The 23,698-nt window shown below is 43.5% G+C and carries 17 protein-coding genes; 10 read left to right on the top strand and 7 right to left on the bottom strand.

Features of this window, described 5'->3' with window-relative positions:
- The first annotated feature begins 12 nt into the window (after positions 1-12).
- Positions 13-4,443: a SpvB/TcaC N-terminal domain-containing protein gene (locus EAE93_RS11355; protein ID WP_214039682.1), complete on the top strand. Its 4,431-nt coding sequence runs from the start codon at positions 13-15 to the stop codon at positions 4,441-4,443.
- Between the two features lie 290 nt (positions 4,444-4,733).
- On the top strand, positions 4,734-5,111 hold the full coding sequence (locus EAE93_RS11350; RefSeq protein ID WP_214039681.1) for a VOC family protein: 378 nt from the start codon (positions 4,734-4,736) through the stop codon (positions 5,109-5,111).
- Here the strand turns inward: EAE93_RS11350 and EAE93_RS11345 are convergent.
- The 3 genes from EAE93_RS11345 to EAE93_RS11335 all read right to left on the bottom strand — a co-directional run bounded on the left by EAE93_RS11345 (position 5,074) and on the right by EAE93_RS11335 (position 8,572).
- Positions 5,074-5,823 (bottom strand): hypothetical protein, encoded by a 750-nt coding sequence (locus EAE93_RS11345; RefSeq protein ID WP_036808066.1) that lies wholly within the window; start codon positions 5,821-5,823, stop codon positions 5,074-5,076. The two genes, EAE93_RS11350 and EAE93_RS11345, sit on opposite strands and share 38 nt — an antisense overlap.
- A gap of 74 nt (positions 5,824-5,897) precedes the next feature.
- Positions 5,898-6,650, bottom strand: coding sequence for a hypothetical protein (locus EAE93_RS11340; RefSeq protein ID WP_036808069.1), 753 nt, complete (start codon positions 6,648-6,650; stop codon positions 5,898-5,900).
- Entirely contained in the window at positions 6,647-8,572 is a 1,926-nt protein-coding gene (locus tag EAE93_RS11335) for a lipase family protein (protein ID WP_214039680.1), read from the bottom strand. Before EAE93_RS11335 ends, EAE93_RS11340 begins: the two co-directional genes overlap by 4 nt.
- Before the next feature lie 1,134 nt (positions 8,573-9,706).
- On the opposite strand from EAE93_RS11335, the gene EAE93_RS11330 reads away from it, so the two are divergent.
- From EAE93_RS11330 to EAE93_RS11320, 3 genes are all read left to right on the top strand, one after another.
- Positions 9,707-12,454 (top strand): RHS repeat protein, encoded by a 2,748-nt coding sequence (locus EAE93_RS11330; RefSeq protein ID WP_214039679.1) that lies wholly within the window; start codon positions 9,707-9,709, stop codon positions 12,452-12,454.
- Between the two features lie 504 nt (positions 12,455-12,958).
- A complete protein-coding gene (locus EAE93_RS11325; RefSeq protein WP_036808074.1) occupies positions 12,959-13,255 on the top strand; it encodes a type II toxin-antitoxin system TacA family antitoxin in 297 nt (98 codons plus the stop codon).
- Positions 13,233-13,745, top strand: coding sequence for a GNAT family N-acetyltransferase (locus tag EAE93_RS11320; protein ID WP_040153417.1), 513 nt, complete (start codon positions 13,233-13,235; stop codon positions 13,743-13,745). Before EAE93_RS11325 ends, EAE93_RS11320 begins: the two co-directional genes overlap by 23 nt.
- A 67-nt stretch (positions 13,746-13,812) precedes the next feature.
- On the opposite strand, the gene fbaA is transcribed toward EAE93_RS11320, so the two are convergent.
- The 3 genes from fbaA to epd all read right to left on the bottom strand — a co-directional run bounded on the left by fbaA (position 13,813) and on the right by epd (position 17,216).
- Entirely contained in the window at positions 13,813-14,889 is a 1,077-nt protein-coding gene (gene fbaA / locus EAE93_RS11315; RefSeq protein WP_036808081.1) for a class II fructose-bisphosphate aldolase, read from the bottom strand.
- 62 nt (positions 14,890-14,951) lie between these two features.
- Positions 14,952-16,115, bottom strand: coding sequence for a phosphoglycerate kinase (gene pgk / locus EAE93_RS11310; protein ID WP_040153420.1), 1,164 nt, complete (start codon positions 16,113-16,115; stop codon positions 14,952-14,954).
- Positions 16,116-16,196: 81 nt separating this feature from the next.
- Positions 16,197-17,216: an erythrose-4-phosphate dehydrogenase gene (gene epd / locus EAE93_RS11305; RefSeq protein WP_040153422.1), complete on the bottom strand. Its 1,020-nt coding sequence runs from the start codon at positions 17,214-17,216 to the stop codon at positions 16,197-16,199.
- A gap of 387 nt (positions 17,217-17,603) precedes the next feature.
- Here epd and EAE93_RS11300 point away from each other — a divergent pair, with 387 nt between their 5' ends.
- Both EAE93_RS11300 and EAE93_RS11295 read left to right on the top strand, forming a co-directional pair.
- Positions 17,604-18,125, top strand: coding sequence for a MarR family winged helix-turn-helix transcriptional regulator (locus tag EAE93_RS11300; RefSeq protein WP_052105751.1), 522 nt, complete (start codon positions 17,604-17,606; stop codon positions 18,123-18,125).
- A gap of 157 nt (positions 18,126-18,282) precedes the next feature.
- Positions 18,283-18,654, top strand: coding sequence for an antibiotic biosynthesis monooxygenase family protein (locus tag EAE93_RS11295; RefSeq protein WP_036780450.1), 372 nt, complete (start codon positions 18,283-18,285; stop codon positions 18,652-18,654).
- Between the two features lie 105 nt (positions 18,655-18,759).
- Here EAE93_RS11295 and tkt read toward each other — a convergent pair whose 3' ends face one another.
- Positions 18,760-20,754: a transketolase gene (tkt, locus tag EAE93_RS11290; protein WP_214039678.1), complete on the bottom strand. Its 1,995-nt coding sequence runs from the start codon at positions 20,752-20,754 to the stop codon at positions 18,760-18,762.
- A 641-nt stretch (positions 20,755-21,395) separates the two neighbouring features.
- Here tkt and EAE93_RS11285 point away from each other — a divergent pair.
- The 3 genes from EAE93_RS11285 to EAE93_RS11275 are packed head-to-tail and all read left to right on the top strand — an operon-like array spanning position 21,396 to position 23,515.
- Entirely contained in the window at positions 21,396-22,085 is a 690-nt protein-coding gene (locus EAE93_RS11285; RefSeq protein WP_040153429.1) for a PAS domain-containing protein, read from the top strand.
- Positions 22,086-22,145: 60 nt separating this feature from the next.
- The gene (locus tag EAE93_RS11280) at positions 22,146-22,829 is read left to right on the top strand and encodes a helix-turn-helix transcriptional regulator (RefSeq protein ID WP_036808103.1); all 684 of its coding nucleotides are present in this window, start codon (positions 22,146-22,148) and stop codon (positions 22,827-22,829) included.
- A gap of 17 nt (positions 22,830-22,846) precedes the next feature.
- Positions 22,847-23,515, top strand: coding sequence for a helix-turn-helix transcriptional regulator (locus tag EAE93_RS11275; RefSeq protein ID WP_036808107.1), 669 nt, complete (start codon positions 22,847-22,849; stop codon positions 23,513-23,515).
- Positions 23,516-23,698: the final 183 nt, after the last annotated feature.

The following is a 23,698-nucleotide window of genomic DNA, read 5'->3' as shown; positions in this document are numbered from 1 at the left end:
TAAGGAGTTTTTATGCAGAATTCACAAACATTCAGTGTTACCGAGCTGTCATTACCCAAAGGCGGCGGCGCTATTACCGGTATGGGTGAAGCATTAACACCAGCCGGGCCGGATGGTATGGCCGCCTTATCCCTGCCATTACCCATTTCCGCCGGGCGTGGTTACGCACCCTCGCTCACTCTGAATTACAACAGTGGAACCGGTAACAGCCCATTTGGTCTCGGTTGGGACTGCGGCGTCATGGCAATTCGTCGTCGCACCAGTACCGGCGTACCGAATTACGATGAAACCGATACTTTTCTGGGGCCGGAAGGTGAAGTGTTGGTCGTAGCATTAAATGAGGCAGGTCAAGCTGATATCCGCAGTGAATCCTCATTGCAGGGCATCAATTTGGGTGCGACCTTCACCGTTACCTGTTATCGCTCCCGCCTAGAAAGCCACTTTAACCGGTTGGAATACTGGCAACCCCAAACAACCGGCGCAACCGATTTCTGGCTGATATACAGCCCCGACGGACAGGTCCATTTACTGGGCAAAAATCCTCAGGCACGTATCAGCAATCCACTCAATGTTAACCAAACAGCGCAATGGCTGTTGGAAGCCTCGATATCATCCCACAGCGAACAGATTTATTATCAATATCGCGCTGAAGATGAAGCAGGTTGTGAAACCGACGAGCTAGCAGCCCACCCCAGCGCAACCGTTCAGCGCTACCTGCAAACAGTACATTACGGGAACCTGACCGCCAGCGACGTTTTTCCTACACTAAACGGAGATGACCCACTTAAATCTGGCTGGATGTTCTGTTTAGTATTTGACTACGGTGAGCGCAAAAACAGCTTATCTGAAATGCCGCTGTTTAAAGCCACAGGCAATTGGCTTTGCCGAAAAGACCGTTTTTCCCGTTATGAGTACGGTTTTGAATTGCGTACTCGCCGCTTATGCCGCCAAATACTGATGTTTCACCGTCTACAAACCCTATCTGGTCAGGCAAAGGGGGATGATGAACCTGCGCTAGTGTCGCGTCTGATACTGGATTATGACGAAAACGCGATGGTCAGTACGCTCGTTTCTGTCCGCCGGGTAGGCCATGAGGACAACAACACGGTTACCGCGCTGCCACCACTGGAACTGGCCTATCAGCCTTTTGAGCCAGAACAAACCGCACTCTGGCAATCAATGGATGTACTGGCAAATTTCAACACCATTCAGCGCTGGCAACTGCTTGACCTGAAAGGAGAAGGCGTGCCCGGCATTCTCTATCAGGATAGAAATGGCTGGTGGTATCGATCTGCCCAACGTCAGGCCGGGGAAGAGATGAATGCGGTCACCTGGGGGAAAATGCAACTCCTTCCCATCACACCAGCTGTGCAGGATAACGCCTCACTGATGGATATTAACGGTGACGGGCAACTGGACTGGGTGATTACCGGGCCGGGGCTAAGGGGCTATCACAGCCAACACCCGGATGGCAGTTGGACGCGTTTTACGCCATTACATGCCCTGCCGATAGAATATTCTCATCCTCGCGCTCAACTTGCCGATTTAATGGGAGCCGGGCTGTCCGATTTAGTGCTAATTGGTCCCAAAAGTGTGCGCTTATATGTCAATAACCGTGATGGTTTTACCGAAGGGCGGGATGTGGTGCAATCCGGTGATATCACCCTGCCGCTACCGGGCGCCGATGCCCGTAAGTTAGTGGCATTTAGTGACGTACTGGGTTCAGGCCAAGCACATCTGGTTGAAGTTAGTGCAACTCAAGTCACCTGCTGGCCGAATCTGGGGCATGGCCGTTTTGGTCAGCCAATCGTATTGCCGGGATTCAGCCAATCTGCCGCCAGTTTTAATCCTGATCGAGTTCATCTGGCCGATTTGGATGGGAGCGGCCCTGCCGATTTGATTTATGTTCATGCTGACCGTCTGGATATTTTCAGCAATGAAAGTGGCAACGGTTTTGCAAAACCATTCACACTCTCTTTTCCTGACGGCCTGCGTTTTGATGATACCTGCCAGTTGCAAGTAGCCGATGTACAAGGGTTAGGCGTTGTCAGCCTGATCCTAAGCGTACCGCATATGGCGCCACATCATTGGCGCTGCGATCTGACCAACGCGAAACCGTGGTTACTCAGTGAAACGAACAACAATATGGGGGCCAATCACACCTTGCATTACCGTAGCTCTGTCCAGTTCTGGCTGGATGAAAAAGCTGCGGCATTGGCTACCGGACAAACACCGGTCTGTTACCTGCCCTTCCCGGTCCATACCCTTTGGCAAACAGAAACCGAGGATGAAATCAGCGGCAATAAGTTAGTGACCACGTTACGTTATGCTCACGGCGCTTGGGATGGACGTGAACGGGAATTTCGTGGCTTTGGTTATGTTGAGCAGACAGACAGCCATCAACTCGCTCAAGGCAATGCGCCGGAACGTACACCACCGGCACTCACCAAAAGCTGGTATGCCACCGGATTACCTGCGGTAGATAATGCGTTATCCGCCGGGTATTGGCGTGGCGATAAGCAAGCTTTCGCCGGTTTTACGCCACGTTTTACTCTCTGGAAAGAGGGCAAAGATGTTCCACTGACACCGGAAGATGACCATAATCTATACTGGTTAAACCGGGCGCTAAAAGGTCAGCCACTGCGTAGTGAACTCTACGGGCTGGATGGCAGCGCACAGCAACAGATCCCCTATACAGTGACTGAATCCCGTCCACAGGTGCGCCAATTACAAGATGGCGCCACCGTTTCCCCGGTGCTCTGGGCCTCAGTCGTGGAAAGCCGTAGTTATCACTACGAACGTATTATCAGTGATCCCCAGTGCAATCAGGATATCACGTTGTCCAGTGACCTATTCGGGCAACCACTGAAACAGGTTTCCGTACAATATCCCCGCCGCAACAAACCAACAACCAATCCGTATCCCGATACCCTACCGGATACGCTGTTTGCCAGCAGTTATGACGATCAACAACAGCTATTGCGATTAACCTGCCGACAATCCAGTTGGCACCATCTTATTGGTAATGAGCTAAGAGTGTTGGGATTACCGGATGGCACACGCAGTGATGCCTTTACTTACGATGCCAAACAGGTACCTGTCGATGGCTTAAATCTGGAAACCCTGTGTGCTGAAAATAGCCTGATTGCCGATGATAAACCTCGCGAATACCTCAATCAGCAACGAACGTTCTATACCGACGGGAAAAACCAAACACCGCTGAAAACACCGACACGACAAGCGTTAATCGCCTTTACCGAAACGGCGGTATTAACGGAATCTCTGTTATCCGCGTTTGATGGCGGTATTACGCCAGACGAATTACCGGGAATACTGACACAGGCCGGATACCAACAAGAGCCTTATCTGTTTCCACGCACCGGCGAAAACAAAGTTTGGGTAGCGCGTCAAGGCTATACCGATTACGGGACGGAAGCACAATTTTGGCGTCCTGTCGCACAACGTAACAGCCTGTTAACCGGGAAAATGACGTTAAAATGGGATACTCACTATTGTGTCATCACCCAAACCCAAGATGCTGCCGGCCTCACCGTCTCAGCCAATTATGACTGGCGTTTTCTCACACCAACGCAACTGACTGACATCAACGATAATGTGCATCTCATCACCTTGGATGCTCTGGGACGCCCTGTCACGCAACGTTTCTGGGGGATCGAAAGCGGTGTGGCAACAGGTTACTCTTCATCAGAAGAAAAACCATTCTCTCCACCAAACGATATCGATACCGCTATTAATCTAACCGGACCACTCCCTGTCGCACAGTGTCTGGTCTATGCACCGGACAGTTGGATGCCACTATTCAGTCAAGAAACCTTCAACACATTAACGCAGGAAGAGCAGGAGACGCTGCGTGATTCACGTATTATCACGGAAGATTGGCGTATTTGCGCACTGACTCGCCGCCGTTGGCTACAAAGTCAAAAGATCAGTACACCATTAGTTAAACTGTTAACCAACAGCATTGGTTTACCTCCCCATAACCTTACGCTGACCACAGACCGTTATGACCGCGACTCTGAGCAGCAAATTCGCCAACAAGTCGCATTTAGTGATGGTTTTGGCCGTCTGCTACAAGCGTCTGTACGACATGAGGCAGGCGAAGCCTGGCAACGTAACCAAGACGGTTCTCTGGTGACAAAAGTGGAGAATACCAAAACGCGTTGGGCGGTCACGGGACGCACCGAATATGATAATAAAGGGCAAACGATACGCACTTATCAGCCCTATTTCCTCAACGACTGGCGATATGTCAGTGATGACAGCGCCAGAAAAGAAGCCTATGCGGATACTCATATTTATGATCCAATTGGGCGAGAAATCCGGGTTATTACTGCAAAAGGCTGGCTGCGCCAAAGCCAATATTTCCCGTGGTTTACCGTGAGTGAGGATGAGAATGATACGGCCGCTGATGCGCTGGTGTAATTGAATCAATATTCGCTCGTTTAATGTTAACGAGCGGATATAATAAATAAATTTAATCTGGCACAATCAGAACAAAGTTCAATTGCGACATTTATGATACTTGACCAAAGCACTTTATCATTTTCGAGGATGTGTTAAAGTGGCTTAGAAAATACTAAATCATTCGCTATATCTTTGTTTATCAGAAGACTTGGTTATAGATTCTGATGTTTTGGATCCTATCCCAATCCAGATTCAAAATAGCAAATGACGCAACCTGATAAGATAGATCCTAAAGAAGGAGACGCAATATGCTAATTAACATTCTTACTGATAATTTAATAAGTACACGGAATTTATTTGTCAACCTCTTGAATTTTAATATTGAATACGAGTCTAACTGGTTTATTTCAATGTCTTCTAAAAAACATGGACAAGTTTCCGCTTTTTTAAGAACGAGTGAGTTTATCCCAGAAATATATCAGAATTCTTGCCAGGGACTTATTATTACTTGTATTGTAGAAGATGTTGAGCCTTATTACTTGAAAGCACAGAAATTTGGATTCAATATCGTTGAACCACCACGTGATTTGCCCTATGGCCAACGCCGCCTTCTGATTAAAGATGAATTTACTGGAAACTCTGTTAGCACTACTTTATTTTCCAGTAGTCTATCGTTTGGCGATTAAGGTCGATTCGCCCGTCAGGATATTCAACCCATTCCTTTCCCTTAGTTATAGTAATTTTTGGCATCTTGGTTTCATCCAGTTTGGGCTTGAAGGTGATTTTCCATTCCTCTCCTGGAATTAATTTCAGTCTAAACGGAAACGAATTTACCTTGCCTTGTAAGGAAATGCTGTTTGGATATCCCTCAACCACGTTCAAAACAGGGTAAATAACCGGGCTGAAATTTATCGTATTCAATGCACGAGTCTCAGAGGCTTCAGAATAATTTGTTCGTGCGGCGTCGTTGATAAAGGCGGTTAATCCTGTTCCCGAAGAGAGTTCGGCATCTTTCACCAGATGGCTAACATCGGTATACCCCACCGCCACAAAAGCTCGATTGATTTTCCATTTACACCATCCTCCACCATTGAAAGGTAATTTTGCCTGAAAGTAACCCGTTTGTGGATCTGACTTCACATCCAGACGTAATTTATAATAAGTCGGCACTTGATAAGGCGACATACCTGCATCAAGCTGATATCTAAGGCAGTCTTTTGAGATATATTGCGCAGACACATACGGTTTTGTGTATTTCGGCACGACACCTTCCACCGTAATCAACTGTTTCTTCTCGTCAGGTGAAAAAGGAAAAAGCCTGTCAAAAAAGGTGTCGCCAAACGCCCAGTACATAAAATAGAGAAATAATAAGGACAGCGTGATTTTCAATATTTTCATACGGACAGTTCCTTTTAATAACAGTATTCTCATGTTGGCATTTAGATAAACTGGTGACACAACCTTATAGAACGTTACTTTATGTAACGGGTATCCACCATTTGGGTATTGATTTCAATGTGCCCGCCAGGGTATTCAACCCATTCTCCCCTTCCGTTAGTGACAGTAATTTTCGGCATCTTGGTTTCATCCAGTTTAGGCTTGAAGGTGATTTTCCATTCCTCTCCTGGCATTAATTTCAACCGAAAAGGAAACGAATCTACCTTACCCTGTAAGGAAACTCTGTTTGGACGTCCCTCAACCATTTTCAAAACAGGGTAAATAACCGGGCTGAAATTTATCGTATTCAATGCACGAGTCTCAGAGGCTTCAGAATAATTTGTTCGTGCGGCATCATTGATAAAGGCGGCTAATCCTGTTCCCGAAGAGAGTTCGGCATCTTTCACCAGATGACTAACATCGGTATAACCCACCGCCACAAACGCTCGATTGATTTTCCATTTACACCATCCTCCACCATTGAAAGGCAATTTCGCCTGAAAGTAACCGGTTTGCGGATCAGCTTTTACATCCAAATCCAATCCATAATAAGTCGGCACTTGATAAGGCGACATACCTGCATCAAGCTGATATCTAAGGCAGTATTTTGAGATATACTGCGCGGACACATACGGTTTTGTGTATTTCGGCACGACACCTTCCACCGTAATCAACTGTTTCTTCCCGTCAGGTGAAAAAGGAAAAAGCCGGTCAAAAAGGGTGTCACCAAACGCCCAGTAAATAAAATAGAGAAATAATAAGGACAGCGTTACCTTCAATATTTTCATACAGACAGTTCCTGTTTATCACAGTAATGCTGTAAGGCCAGTTCCCCTTGTTCTTCCTGCTGGCTGACCGTCAGTGATTTTATTAACTGCTTATCCATATCCAAAAAATAGAGATTTCGGTAGTAAACATTGTCAGGGATAAGCATCTTATAACTGTCCATTTTCGCCTTAAATTGACGCTGACTGTCCTGATAGACCGTAATCTTATCCGGCTCACATAACTCTCTGAGGCGTTTATCAATATAACCCGCATATTTATACGAGCTATGGTTAGAGAAACCGAATCCGCCTTTCAAATCAGCACTTCTGTTTTCAACAAACAGTTTGTCTTTTTCTTGTTGACTGAGCTGATTAAACAACGCATTCTGCCGCTCACCGGCCAGCGAAAAATCCTTTTCTGTTTCCTGATTTAACTCAGGAATTAAGTAGAGTTTTGTGGTGTTATCCAATATTCTTTCAGCAACACCCGTTATAAGAGAGGCATTCCGGGCGGAAATCAGCCATTCCGGGCAACTGTTGGCTTGAAAAAAATGAACCACTTTACCATGATGCAAATAGATTTCTTTACTGGCTGTCGCCTGTTTAATTGCCTGAATAATCGGTGACGGCGATAACAACTTCATCACTGCCCAGTCGTACCCCGCCGGCGCCCAATAATTGAAAAACACATTATCCATATCCTGCTCAAATGGCACAGCAGGGATGACATCATCTTCATTAACATGACGATAGTGGATAATAGAAGACAATTCTTCTACCGCACTGCGAGTTAATGTTCGCGGCATCCCATAACTGTAGAGACAAGGATTATGTTCTTTCAATTGTGCGCTATGCAATAATGCCAGCGCGCCTCCGAGACTATGACCACAAATAAATAACAGTTTGTTTTTAACTAAATCTGAGATATCGCTGAATACTGTTGTAACTTTAGTTTCTTCACTCGGAACTGTTAGTTTCCCAACTAGACTGAATGCCTCCCAAAACCCTTTATGCACTTTACCATGATGAATAAACTCGCTGCACAACGCTTTTTCATCAGCGCAACTTAAAGCCAATGGCTGGAAAGTGGCATCAGTCAGGTAATTATCCAGGCTAACGGTTCCCCGCCAACTAATAATCATATCTTTCTTACTGGCAGCATAAAACAGTTTGGTATCACCCTGCTTATTGTTCCCTGCTTGTGAATCAATAAACTCTACCCGGGTATAACGTTTACTAAACGGCACATCGTAAACGACAGGTGTTGCCGACAATGCTTCCACTTTATAGGGTAATTTTGAAACATCCACCATTTGCCGATTAAAAAAGTGAAGTACAGAACCTTCAACATCGACATCCCCGCCAGCATAGGCCAGCACGCTCATCAAACACTGATTATAAGCATTCACAATGGAATACTCTTTTTGATGATGTAGCAGCAGAATCCAAGCCCGGAATGGACATACCTCCAGAACATACCGTCGATTCACCGGATGGACCTGATAGCCTTTTGGCTCCGGGTCCGGGAAATGATAGGGAGGTGGAATTTTTTTGGGATCATTCCAATCATCTAGCGCTGGCAACCCATCACTGATCTGCCCGATAGTCACATAACGATATTGATAGCCTTCGGCTTCCGCTTTTGGCTTCACCACAGAGGCCCCTTCGCCACGTATTTCCCGCAACGGGCGCTGTTCCATTTCATCGGCCAGTGGTTGGGCGCCGATATACAGAGTTACCGGATGGGGCGGCATATCTTCTTCCCGTAATAATCCGTTGCCATCAGTGACGCCTTTACGTCCCAGCAAAGGATTTCCACGGATTTTCAAACGATAAGGCATATTGACCAGAGGTTTCCCCTGTTCATCCACCAACTGAAATTCTATCCAGTGTTTCAGCATGTTTTTACAGTCAAGACAATCGAGTGGGCTTAATTTGCTCATTGATACTCTTTCCTTACAATTAAATTACAAATAGGCACGCAGCCCAAACATCATGTGGTGAAAATTCCACAAGATTTCCCCGCCCGGCTATCAATCACTTTCATCAGCATCAATATCCTGTCAGGAATAGCCGTGATTGATTGCGTCACTAAGGAAACAAGATAGTAAAAATCCTATTACCACAGATAAGAAACACCGCTTATGCCGTGAGTAATAGCAAGCTGAACGACAGGAAGACGAAATGTATCCCTATCGATTAATCCCTTTGAATATAGGGAACAGGAGTTGGAAGGTCCTTCATATTGTCCATATGACAGAACTCAAGTTATGATTATTAAATCATCACCAAATAGCAAGAAAAAATTTCCACTTTTTTCATTTACAAAAAGTAAACTTTGTAACAAAGTGTTACAAATTCAATAATGATTAAGTTATTGTAAATATAATGGCGGATGCAATGACAAAAATAACTCATCCCCAAAATAGCAGTCTACGATGTATGAAACTATTTGGCCTTTACTGATTTTCCACTCAATGATCATGACTCTAAACATTCAACATATTAATTTTTAATTAAAAATACCTTTATTACCATTTATCAAGCGACCAATAACATCATCTATTTGAAGGATTAGCCTCATCTGTGTTACATCACAGCCCGTTAGGTGTCTTATACCCAACAGGTGCAGAACCATGATAGAAGCGGTATGTTCTTATTATCATCTCCTGACTTCGCTGTATCGAATGTAGAACTCATAACATCCTCTGTTTTTAAAGTATTGTTTTTAAGGTATTGTTTTTAAGGCATTGTTTTTAAAGTATTGTTTTTAAAGTATTGTGACTATCGCGGTTTAATAAATTTCTTTTATCTTTAACTATGATATACAAGTGATTCGTTATTAAGCATCATCGATATATCAAATCTGCCAACCACTTGTTTTTCTGATGGTTGATCAATCACACTCACTATCTGAAACTTTAATTCCTATTTATACAATCTCAAAAATTACCAAAGCGTTTGCATTAATAACATCACGATAAATCGCTTTCCTTGCCTGTTTAGTGATAAGGTCTTTTGGTTGTTGCCATAACTTAAATTTTCTTAACGATTAACACCATCTAAGGAGTTAAAATATGAGCAGTTACAATTCTGCAATTGACCAAAAGACCCCCTCGATTAAGGTATTAGATAACAGGAAATTAAATGTACGTACTTTAGAATATCTACGCACTCAAGCTGACGAAAACAGTGATGAATTAATTACGTTCTATGAGTTCAATATTCCGGGATTTCAGGTAAAAAGCACCGATCCTCGTAAAAATAAAAACCAGAGCGGCCCAAATTTCATTCGTGTCTTTAATCTTGCCGGTCAAGTTTTACGTGAAGAAAGTGTTGATGCCGGTCGGACTATTACCCTCAATGATATTGAAAGTCGCCCGGTGTTGATCATCAATGCAACCGGTGTCCGCCAAAACCATCGTTATGAAGATAACACCCTTCCCGGTCGTCTGCTCGCTATCACCGAACAAGTACAGGCAGGAGAGAAAACGACCGAACGTCTTATCTGGGCCGGCAATACGCCGCAAGAAAAAGATTACAACCTCGCCGGTCAGTGTGTCCGCCATTACGATACCGCGGGACTTACTCAACTCAATAGCCTTTCTCTGGCTGGCGTCGTGCTATCACAATCTCAGCAACTACTCGTCGATGATAAAAATGCTGACTGGACAGGTGAAGACCAAAGCCTCTGGCAGCAAAAACTGAGCAGTGATGTCTATACCACCCAAAATAAAGCCGATGCCACCGGGGCTTTATTGACCCAGACCGATGCCAAAGGCAACATCCAGCGTCTGGCCTACGACGTAGCCGGGCAGCTAAAAGGCTGTTGGTTGACACTCAAAGGTCAGGCCGAGCAAGTGATTATCAAATCGCTGACCTACTCCGCCGCCGGACAAAAATTACGCGAAGAGCACGGTAACGGGGTTATCACTGAATACAGCTATGAACCAGAAACCCAACGGCTTATCGGTATTGCCACCCGCCGTCCGTCAGACGCCAAAGTGTTGCAAGACTTACGCTATCAATATGACCCGGTAGGCAATGTGATCAATATCCGTAATGATGCGGAAGCCACCCGCTTTTGGCGCAATCAGAAAGTGGTCCCGGAGAATAGCTATACCTACGACTCCCTGTATCAGCTTATCAGTGCCACCGGGCGGGAAATGGCTAATATAGGTCAGCAAAATAACCAACTGCCCTCCCCTGCGCTACCTTCTGACAACAATACCTACACTAACTATACTCGCAGCTACAGCTATGATCACAGTGGTAATCTGACGCAAATTCGGCACAGCTCGCCAGCTACCCAGAACAACTACACCGTGGCTATCACCCTCTCAAACCGCAGCAATCGGGGTGTTCTCAGTACGCTAACCACCGATCCAAATCAAGTGGATACGTTGTTTGATGCCGGTGGTCACCAAACCAGTTTATTACCCGGACAGACACTTATCTGGACACCACGAGGAGAGTTAAAGCAGGTTAATAATGGCCCGGGAAATGAGTGGTACCGCTACGACAGCAACGGCATGAGACAACTGAAAGTGAGTGAACAGCCAACCCAGAATACTACGCAGCAACAACGGGTAATCTATTTGCCGGGACTGGAGCTACGCACAACCCAGAGCAACGCCACAACAACGGAAGAGTTACACGTTATCACACTCGGTGAAGCCGGTCGCGCACAGGTACGGGTGTTGCACTGGGAGAGCGGTAAGCCAGAAGATGTCAACAATAATCAACTACGTTACAGCTACGATAATCTGATCGGCTCCAGCCAGCTTGAACTGGACAACCAAGGACAAATTATCAGCGAGGAAGAGTATTATCCATTTGGCGGGACAGCGCTGTGGGCAGCAAACAGCCAAACAGAAGCCAGCTATAAAACGATTCGCTATTCCGGCAAAGAACGAGATGCCACCGGGTTGTATTATTACGGTTATCGTTATTACCAACCGTGGGCGGGCAGATGGTTAAGCGCGGACCCGGCAGGAACCATTGATGGGCTGAATCTATACCGAATGGTAAGAAATAATCCTGTGAGTTTACAAGATGAAAATGGATTAGCGCCAGAAAAAGGGAAATATACCAAAGAGGTAAATTTCTTTGATGAATTAAAATTCAAATTGGCAGCCAAAAGTTCACATGTTGTCAAATGGAACGAGAAAGAGAGCAGTTATACAAAAAATAAATCATTGAAAGTGGTTCGTGTCGGTGATTCCGATCCGTCGGGTTATTTGCTAAGCCACGAAGAGTTACTAAAAGGTATAGAAAAAAGTCAAATCATATATAGCCGACTTGAAGAAAACAGCTCCCTTTCAGAAAAATCAAAAACGAATCTTTCTTTAGGATCTGAAATATCCGGTTATATGGCAAGAACCATACAAGATACGATATCAGAATATGCCGAAGAGCATAAATATAGAAGTAATCACCCTGATTTTTATTCAGAAACCGATTTCTTTGCGTTAATGGATAAAAGTGAAAAAAATGATTATTCCGGTGAAAGAAAAATTTATGCGGCAATGGAGGTTAAGGTTTATCATGATTTAAAAAATAAACAATCAGAATTACATGTCAACTATGCATTGGCCCATCCCTATACGCAATTGAGTAATGAAGAAAGAGCGCTGTTGCAAGAAACAGAACCCGCTATTGCAATAGATAGAGAATATAATTTCAAAGGTGTTGGCAAATTCCTGACAATGAAAGCAATTAAAAAATCATTGAAAGGACATAAAATTAATAGGATATCAACAGAGGCTATTAATATTCGCTCTGCGGCTATCGCTGAGAATTTAGGAATGCGGAGAACTTCATAAATTTGGTCACATACCCTATGGATTTCAAGATGCATCGCGACGGCAAGGGAGTGAATCCCCGGGAGCATAGCAAACTCTGTTACCGGGGTGAGCGAGTGCAGCCAACAAAGAGGCAACTTGAAAGATGACGGGTATAGAACTTTAAATAGAAACTAACTGTACTAGCTCAGACTAGAGCTAGTACAACTCAGGTGACTGCTTCCCGCCGTAAAGAGGGTTTACTGCGGTTTTTGCTAACAACTCTGCATACTCGGATTCACTTGCGTCCGAATTTTGATGATTTTTGTTCTATCTGACTATGGCTTGTTTAGCCTCACAACATGGTGTCACTTTGGCACATCCATTGAATTTTGTTAAAAAAAATGTTAGACTAACCAATGAAACAAACTTAGCGTTTCACCAAATAATATGTTCCGCTAGCTCCAAATAAATAATGTAAACGAGTAGTGGATATCTATAGTGAACTAAAGAACTAATAACCGCAATGCGGTAGGAGTAAGACTTATGGCCACATTAGCAAATGAAAGAATCACCACAAGGGTGAGTTCAGAGATCAAGGAGTTACTTGAAAGAGCGTTATCACTATCAGGGTATGCCAGTCTGAATAGCTTTATTGCCAATGCTGCTGTAGCAGAGGCAAAAAGACTCATTGAACAAAATATGCGTATTCAATTGTGTCAAGAAGATGCATTGGCGTTTGTTCATGCATTGGAAAAACCAATCAAGGTAAACGAACGTTTCCTTCGTGCTGCTCGTAGACATAAAGAAACAATAAAAAATGAAGATAGAACGTCTAGATAAAAACAAACACGATAGAAATAATTTTAACTGTGGTGAACCCGCACTAAACAACTACTTGAAGGCAGTATCGGGACAACATGATAAAAAGGACTTATCAAGAACATTCGTCCTTACAAGTAGTCAAAATGGATCTCAAATAAAGGGATACTATTCCCTAGCACTATGCACGGTAGAGCTAGACGAACTACCAGAGAAAATATCGAAACAGTACCCTTCTACACTACATTGCGCACTTATTGGTCGCCTAGCTATAAGTAAGTCATTTCAACGCCAAGGGTTTGGTGAAATCTTGCTTATAGATGCAATTCGAAAAGCTATAGAGTCGTCACAATCTATTCCTACCCCGATGATTATCGTCGATGCAAAGAACGACATAGCCAAAAAACTGTATATGAACGTAGGGTTTGAGGAGTTTCCTCAGACAAAGAGCAAACTGTTCATGTCTATGGCTGTTGCAATGGAAATGATAAAAAGAGTAGATGCGATGTAACATCTCATTTACTGAATGCGGCTAACGTTCCCTCTGCATGAAAATTCAGAGGGAACTCTTTCACCAATTACAACACATCAATCGCGTTCAATTCTTTGAACGCTTGTTCCAGACGGGCAATCATAGAAACCTGACCGGCACGCAGCCATACCCGTGGATCGTAGAATTTCTTATTAGGTTTATCTGCGCCTTCTGGATTGCCTAACTGGCCTTGCAGATAGCCTTCGTTCTTTTTGTAATAATTCAGGATACCTTCCCAAGTCGCCCATTGGGTGTCAGTATCGATATTCATTTTAACAACGCCATAGCTGACTGCTTCTTTGATCTCTTCCGCGGTAGAACCAGAACCGCCGTGGAAAACAAAATCCAGGCTGTTATGCGGCAGATTGAATTTCTCAGAAACATAGTCTTGAGAGTTACGCAAAATTTTTGGCGTCAGTTTAACGTTACCCGGCTTATAAACACCATGAACATTACCGAAAGAAGCCGCAATAGTGAAACGTGGGCTGATAGCATTCAGTTTCTCATAAGCATAAGCCACATCTTCCGGTTGCGTGTACAACGCGGAGCTATCCATATGGCTGTTATCAACACCATCTTCTTCCCCACCAGTACAGCCCAACTCGATTTCCAGCGTCATATCGATTTTTGCCATGCGAGCCAAATACTTGCCGCAAATCTCAATATTCTCTTCCAGAGACTCTTCTGACAGGTCGATCATATGAGAAGAGAATAACGGTTTACCCGTCGCTGCGTAATGCTTTTCTCCCGCATCTAACAAGCCATCAATCCACGGCAGCAATTTACGTGCGCAGTGGTCAGTATGCAGGATCACAGGAACACCATAATGTTCAGCCATCTGATGAACATGGCGAGCACCAGAAATTGAACCCAGAATAGCCGCTTGTTGACCTTCAACTTTCAAACCTTTACCAGCAATAAAAGCAGCACCGCCGTTAGAGAACTGAATGATCACAGGAGAACGAACTTTGGCAGCGGTTTCCAGTACGGCATTGATTGAATCAGTACCTACACAGTTGACCGCCGGCAAAGCAAAGTTGTTTTCTTTGGCTATAGCGAACACTTTTTGAACATCATCACCAGTGATGACACCCGGTTTTACGAAATCAAAAATTTTAGACATGTTACGTGGGTCCTGTTTAGAGCGGGTAGCTAACCAATCAGCCGCTACCCGTCATGACTTAATTACTGTTTTGCTCGTTCTTCCAACATCACAACCGCAGGCAGTTTTTTCCCTTCCACGAACTCGAGGAAAGCGCCACCACCCGTAGAGATATAAGAAATTTTGTCAGCAATACCGAACAGGTCGATCGCTGCCAGCGTATCGCCGCCGCCGGCGATAGAGAAGGCATCACTATTAGCAATAGCGCGCGCGACAATTTCAGTCCCTTGACGGAAATTAGGGAATTCAAATACACCAACCGGGCCATTCCATAGGATCGTTTTAGCGTTTTTCAGGATATCAGCCAGCCGTTGAGCGGATTCATCTCCCAAATCGAGGATCTGCTCATCATCTTTAATATCACTGGAGGATTTCAAGGTTGCTTCGGCCGTTTCAGAGAATTCTGTTGCTACACGAACATCGGTTGGCACCGGAATATCACAGCTTATCAGCAATTTTTTCGCTTCCGGGATCAAATCATCTTCATAGAGAGAACGGCCAACATTGTGACCTTCCGCGGCAACAAACGTATTCGCAATACCACCACCGACAATCAGTTGGTCGGCAATTTTAGACAGCGTATCCAGAACGGTCAGCTTGGTTGAAACTTTAGAACCACCGACAATAGCCACCATTGGGCGAGCCGGATTATCCAACGCTTTGCCTAATGCTTCTAATTCCGCAGACAGCAAAGGACCGGCACAAGCAACAGGAGCAAACTTAGCCACGCCGTGAGTCGAAGCCTGAGCACGATGAGCGGTACCGAATGCATCCATGACATAAATATCACACAGGGAAGCATATTTTTTAGCCAAGGTTTCGTCGTCTTTCTTTTCACCTTTATTAAAGCGAACGTTCTCCAGCACGACCAGTTCACCTTCTGAAACTTCCACGCCTTCCAGATACTCTTTTTCCAGTCGAACGGAGGAGGATAATTTCTCTTTTAGATAGTCTACTACTGGTTTCAGCGAGAATTCTTCGTTGTATTCGCCTTCATTCGGGCGGCCAAGGTGAGAAGTGATCATGACCTTGGCGCCCTGTTTCAATGCTGCTTCGATGGTTGGCAAGGAGGCACGGATACGCGCATCAGAGGTGACTTTGCCATCTTTTACCGGAACGTTCAGGTCAGCGCGGATCAAAACACGCTTACCCGCCAGATCTAAATCGGTCATCTTAATTACAGACATGGTGAATCCTCTTATTGATTCTCTAAATTATTTAATCTTGCGCCGTGTGCAAATCTATTATGGCCGTCTATCAACAACAGATCATTTGAAACCCGTAGCAGCCATTGCTAACGTTGTATCTAACATTCGGTTAGCAAATCCCCACTCATTATCACACCAAACTAATGTCTTAATCAGGTGTTGCCCACTAACCCGCGTTTGTGTGCCATCAACAATCGCGCTGTGGGGATCGTGGTTAAAATCCGTTGAGACTAACGGCAATTCGGTATAATCAACTATACCACGAAATGAAGTAGCTGCTGATTTTTGCATTAATTCGTTGATTTTTTTAACAGTTACTGAAGATTTTACCGTAACGCTCAAATCGATAGCCGTAACATTGATCGTTGGTACGCGCACGGAGATAGCTTCAAAACGGTCACAGAACTTTGGAAAAATCCGGGTTATCCCTGCGGCCAACTTGGTATCCACCGGAATGATAGATTGACTGGCTGCCCGAGTACGCCGTAAATCTTTGTGATAAGCATCAATCACCGGTTGGTCATTCATTGAGGCATGAATGGTTGTCACTGTGCCCGATTCAATCTCAAATTCATCATCCAATAATTTAATGACGGGAATAATGCAATTAGTGGTACAGGAAGCATTGGACACAATACGATCTTTTGCTGTCAATAAATGCTGATTTACACCATAGACCACCGTCGCATCTAAATCATTACCCCCCGGATGAGCAAACAGCACTTTCTTGGCGCCACTGGCAAGATGTGCCTCGCCATCAGCTCTGCTGCCATAAATCCCACTGCAATCAAGAACAATATCAACCCCCAGTTCTTGCCAAGGCAACGTCGATATATCAGGTTGATGAAACAGGCGAATATTATCATCACCAACTTGCAACAGATCATTATTCAGACGCACATCCCAGGCAAAACGACCGTGACTTGAGTCATATTTCAGCAAGTGAGCAATTCCTTCGGCATCTGCCAGCTCATTAACAGCAATAACCGCAATTTCAGCCCGGCGTCCAGATTCATAAAGAGCACGTAAAATACTGCGTCCTATTCTGCCAAAACCGTTTATTGCCACCTTGATTGTCATGTTACTCCCTGAATATAGTTATTACCACCCAACCGCTTAGAATAACCGACTCAATCACGGATGTACTGATTGCTTATCACAAAACTGTCAAAACCGTGCATAGAAAACCGCTTTAGATAACAAAATGAAACGATTCAGCTACAAATAACGAGATTACGGGAAAAGGAGATTGATAGCAAGCAATAGTAAAAAGTGGTCAACCTTCGAATTAAAGACTGTTGCTCATATTCATCGACCCCAAGCAAGCAGAAAGAAACAATCCCACCGTTATTTACTCACAACTGCGACATGGATCATCAATACCATTTGTTGGAATATTGACATTTAATCTCAATAAATGGAAACTGGTTGTCGTTTTTTGAGGAGCTAAGGAAAAGGAAGTAAATCGTGTCAACCGAGGAAACTTCGGCGTTTGAGGTATTCACTGAGATCACATTGGCGGTATTTCGGCTCAATGCCCTACTGCTCTCTAAAGGGGATCAGCTCGTTGCTCCGTTGGGAATCACGAGTGCGAGATGGCAAGTACTCGGTGCGATTGCGCATGCGCCACATCCACCTACCGCGCCTCAGATTGCCGCCGCAATGGGTATCACGCGCCAAGGCGTGCAAAAACAATTGAATCTCGGGCTAAGTTCAGGGATGGTGAGAACCCTCACTAATCCTCGCCATGAACGCTCACCACTCTATCAACTGACCGAGCTTGGTTGGCGTACTTTTGATGCGGCGATATCGCTGGAAGCTGAATGGGTCGAATCACTGATGCAATCCTCCGATCCTAACGAGCTAAAAGTGACATTAAACACCTTGATCAGCCTGGAGACGGAGCTGGGAGAGTCACCTGTGCCAAATACAAGACATAGCGCTCTGGATTCGTTCGTTAATAACGATAAAGAATTACCAAACAGTTAAACGAAATACAACGTGGAAACAGCATGTAATTGGTGGAACGCATTTGTCTCTACGTTGACATATTATTGCCGTCAAAAGCCGCGTAAATCACGCGACTCGCCTCGGCAGGATAGCAATACAAACATAAATATAAACACATAATTTTCAGGAGATAGAAATGGTCAAACTAGAAGAAATGGACACCCACGTAACCCTGCGGGAACAGTTATTTTCGAACACCGATGGCTCCATCGTGCTAGTGAACATATTTCATGTTGATCCTTCAATGGCTGACACCCTAATAGAAACTTGGAAGGAAGATGCAGAATATTTCCGGTCTAAGGTGGGCCTGATTTCCGCACAATTACATCGCGGAATCGCTGGCAGCGGCACATTCATGAACTATGCTGTTTGGGAGAGTCTGGAGCATTTCCGCGCTGCGTTCACAGATCCTGAATTCAAGGAAAAACTCGCCAAATATCCTGATGGGATTGTCGGTTCGCCTCACGTGTTCCAAAAAGTAGCCGTTCCCGGAATTTGCGTGGCATAAACCGAGGAAAGCTGCCACGATCCATCTTCAATAACGATATCGTGCGGAAAAAGAGCGCACCCGCTCAACGTTTACCTCAGGTGCGCTCATTTATGAAGTGACTAATTATTTCAGCAGAGCTTTAGCCTTAGCGACCACATTCTCTACAGTGAAACCAAACGCTTTAAACAGTTGATCAGCAGGCGCTGACTCACCAAATGTATCCATACCAACGATAGCGCCATTTATACCGACATATTTAAACCAGTAATCGACGATACCCGCTTCGATTGCAACACGTGCCGAAACCACAGCAGGCAGAACCGCTTCTCGGTATGCAGCATCTTGCTTATCAAAAGCATCAGTAGACGGCATTGAGACTACGCGTACCTGGCGACCTTCCTCAGTCAATTGGTTGTAAGCACTCACCGCCAATTCAATTTCTGAACCGGTTGCGATCAGAATCAGTTCTGGCTGCCCCTGACAATCTTTCAGGATGTAAGCCCCTTTCTCAATATTAGCCAACTGCTCGGCAGTGCGTTCTTGTTGTGCCAGATTCTGGCGAGAGAAAATCAGCGCTGATGGACCTGTTTTACGTTCGATAGCATATTTCCACGCCACCGCAGACTCAACCTGGTCACATGGACGCCATGTACTCAGATTTGGCGTCACACGCAAACTGGCAAGCTGTTCTACCGGCTGATGAGTCGGGCCATCTTCACCCAAACCGATTGAGTCATGGGTGTAAACAAAGATGCTGCGAATTTTCATCAATGCCGCCATACGCACTGCGTTACGGGCATATTCAACGAACATCAGGAAAGTTGCGCCATAAGGCACAAAACCACCATGCAGAGCGATACCGTTCATAATGGCTGACATGCCAAACTCACGAACGCCGTAATGGATGTAGTTACCAGCCAGATCTTCGTTCAATGGCTTAGAACCTGACCACATCGTAAGGTTACTTGGCGCCAAATCAGCAGATCCGCCCATAAATTCAGGCAACACCTTGCCAAACGCTTCCAAGGCATTCTGGGATGCTTTGCGGCTGGCAATATTGGCCGGATTTTTTTGCAACTGTTCGATAAATGCTTTGGATTCAGCTTCCCAGTCTGCCGGTAATTCGCCACTGGTACGACGTTTGAATTCAGCAGCTAATTCAGGATAAGCTTTTTCATAGGCAGCGAATTTTTCATTCCAAGCGGCTTGTTTCACATTGCCAGCTTCTTTTGCATCCCACTCAGCATAGATGTCCGCTGGAATCTCAAATGCCGGATAATTCCAATCCAGTGCTTCACGAGTCGCGGCAATTTCCGCATCACCCAATGGCGCGCCATGAGAATCATGGGTACCCGCTTTGGTTGGCGCGCCAAAACCGATAACTGTTTTGCACATTAACAGAGAAGGTTTATCAGCAACTTTACGTGCTTCTTCAATAGCAGCTTTAACTGAAGCTGCATTATGGCCATCAATACCGCGAATCACATGCCAGCCATAAGCTTCAAAACGGCTTGCCGTATCATCCGTAAACCAGCCTTCAACATGACCATCAATGGAAATGCCATTGTCATCATAGAAAGCAATCAATTTGCCTAGCTTTAAAGTACCCGCCAGAGAGCAAACTTCATGAGAAATGCCCTCCATCATACAACCATCACCCATAAAGGCATAAGTATTATGGTTAACGATCTCATGACCAGGACGGTTAAATTGCGCGGCCAGAGTGCGTTCAGCAATCGCAAAACCTACTGCGTTGGCAATTCCCTGCCCTAAAGGACCTGTCGTAGTTTCTACGCCTGGAGTATAACCATACTCAGGATGGCCTGGGGTTTTAGAGTGTAACTGACGGAAATTTTTCAGATCATCAACGGAAACATCATAACCGGTGAGATGCAACAGGCTATAAATCAGCATAGAACCATGACCGTTAGATAATACAAAGCGGTCACGATCAACCCAATGTGGATCAGTTGGGTTATGATTCAAATAATCACGCCATAAAACTTCAGCGATATCAGCCATTCCCATAGGCGCGCCAGGGTGCCCTGATTTTGCTTTCTGCACAGCATCCATGCTCAGGAAGCGAATAGCATTAGCAAGGGTTTTACGAGTGGTCATTTTCTACTCCAAGTGGGATAAAAACGTTTAGGGGGATAATTTTCTCAGCACAGCGTACAAACCGCAATCTTTAAAGCCAAATACCAGGAAACTATCTTAATTTCATCTGAACGACAATTCTTTGATTTGCCTTATGGCTCTATATAAATTTCAGCATTATCAGAGTAATAAACAAACTCATTGCGCATATAAATGGGTAAATGAATTAAACACAGCTATTAGTTGCCAATCAAGAGATAAAATAACCCATTAAACAGAGACATATTCTTGATTTATGACAATTTTCAGCGACTAGATTGATTGTTTATATTTATCCTAATTATATGCTAATGATCTCTTAATAATTTCATTTATCAATAGTGAATAGATAGAAAAAACACCAATCAAAAATCAATGTTATTTCATCATCAATAACCAAATAAATAATTTAAAACAAAATAATACTTATAGTTATATTTTCTTATATAATGACATTTTTACCTAAAATAATAAGTAATTTGATTAACAGATATAGATAAAATAAAAAATATTATTTTTTAACGAATTAATTATTGCAATCCATTATATAATCGGGTTATTTTAAATAGAACCTATAAAATAGACACGCAGATGACTACTTAATTAACAACTAGGACATTCTCATGTCAAATATCAAAAACAGACCAAGTAATATCACTCCGCAATTAATTTACATGTGGGAAAAAAGTAATGAGCCTTGGGGCGCAAAAGATCGCCAATCAAGATTTATATATGCAAATCCTGCTTTTTACCAACTGCTTAATTTGCCCGAAGATTTCGAGATTACAGGGCTTTCAACCGGGGAATTGCCCTCACCTATTGCAGAGTATACAGAAGAGTATTGTCGTCAAGATCAAAAAGTGATGCAAACCATGAAAACAGTCACTTCACTTGAGACTCATCTATTTGGGAAAAATAAAGTCAAGCAAACCTATCGCTGTAATAAATATCCGCTTTGTGATGAAAATGGGGACTGTATCGGTATCACTTTTCATATGTCCAAAGTTCAAAATTTTTCCATTGCTTACTATCATAAAAAAATATCGCCAACAGCTCTGGAATTTACCCCTCCTAATGACATACTGACTCAAACTGAATGGGAAGTTCTTTTTTTGGCTCTTCGCTCACTGGACGAAGAGAGTATCAGCGAAGAATTAATGATAAGTACAGAAGAGGCCATTAATCATATTCAGTCAATTTACCAAAAATTTAATCTACCGCTGCATATAGAATTAGAGGATTTCTGCAAAGCAAATAAGTTTGATCTATACATTCCAGAAAGGTTCGTCGCTATTGGCAGCCAAGAGTTGTAAATTCCCATTAATTCAGATCTAAAACCCAGATATTTTTTCAATAACAATAGGAATTATGTTGTGAGCTATAAAAAATTAACCGTATCGCCTCAAATTATTAATCTAATGGAAACCAGTCATGAACCCTGGGGCATAAAAGATCAAAATTCCCGTTTTGTCTATGAAAACAAGGCAATGGCTATGTTGCGCGATCTTCCTCGCGGTTTTAATGTAGAAGGACGCCTAGACAATGATCTGCCTTGGGAAGGCGCCGCTTTTGCAGAACAATTTCAGATCCATGACAGAGCGGTAATGCAAGCGGAACAAAGAATATGCTCATTAGAAACCCATTTATATGGTAAAGAAAAATTACTTTCCTCCTATTTCTTCGAAAAGTTCCCATTTTATAATGAAGATAATCAATGTGTCGGCGTCATTTTCCATGCATGGAAAGCCGAAGCCTATTCTCTGACACGCTTTTTTTATGGCAAGCTTCCCGGCTCTATCATGTTCCAGCCCCCTTCTGGGCTATTTACTCAACGGGAATGGGATGTCATTTTTCTATTTTTACAGAAATACACCAGTAAACAGATCGGGCGAATACTGAATATTTCTTATCGTACGGTAGAAACGCACATGTTACGGATATACAAGAAAATTGGTATTAATTCTGGTCAACAACTGGATGAATACTGCCGCCTTAATGATTTTGATCTCTATGTCCCTGAGAGATTTTTAAAACCTGGTAGTAAAATGTTTATATAATGTGGTAAATAAAACAGATGAAAACGACGAGTAATATATCAGCACAGATAATAAACACCATAAAACATAGCCATGATCCTTGGGGCATTAAAGATAAAAGCACTTGCTTTATTTATGAAAATAAAGCAATGGCTATGCTACAAGATATTCCGCTTAATTTGAACGTCGAAGGACGTTTTGATTGTGAATTACCTTGGGCAGGAGCAATCTTTGAAGAACAATTTCAACGACATGACAGAACAGTCATGCGTTTAGAAAAAAATATATGCTCATTAGAAACACATAGATTTGGCAAAGAAAAACGCCTTTGTTCCTATTTCTTCGAGAAATCTCCATTTTATAGTGAAGATAATGAATGTATTGGCATTATTTTTCATGGGCGGAAAGCGGAAGCGCTTTCTTTGAAGGAGTTTTTCAATGGAAAATTGCCACCTTCCGTTATGTTTTGTTCTCCCTCAGAACAATTTTCCCAACAAGAGTGGGAAATTATTTTCCTATTTCTAGCAAAACATAGCAGAAAGGAGATCAGTGAGAGACTTAATATTTCTTACCAATCGGTGAAAGATCAGATAGAAAAAACATACCAGAAACTAAAAGTGAGCTCTGACTCTCAATTTGAGGAGTATTGCCGTATCAATAATTTTAACCTTTATATACCAGAGCGATTTTTATTTCCTTATTTATAAATCTCACCTTTATATCCAAGTTATTATAAAAGGAAGCAATATTATAAAAACAAAATATAAAACTATTAAACTGATTCTACCACGACTCAACCAGATGATATATGGAATAAAATCCCAGAGTCGTGGTTTGCAAAAAATAGGGAATTTCTCTGCATATATGTAAATGTAATAATCATTACCGTT

Source organism: Photorhabdus akhurstii, assembly GCF_018448925.1.
Taxonomy (GTDB): Bacteria; Pseudomonadota; Gammaproteobacteria; order Enterobacterales; family Enterobacteriaceae; genus Photorhabdus; species Photorhabdus akhurstii.
This window is presented reverse-complemented; position numbering and strand designations above follow the sequence as displayed.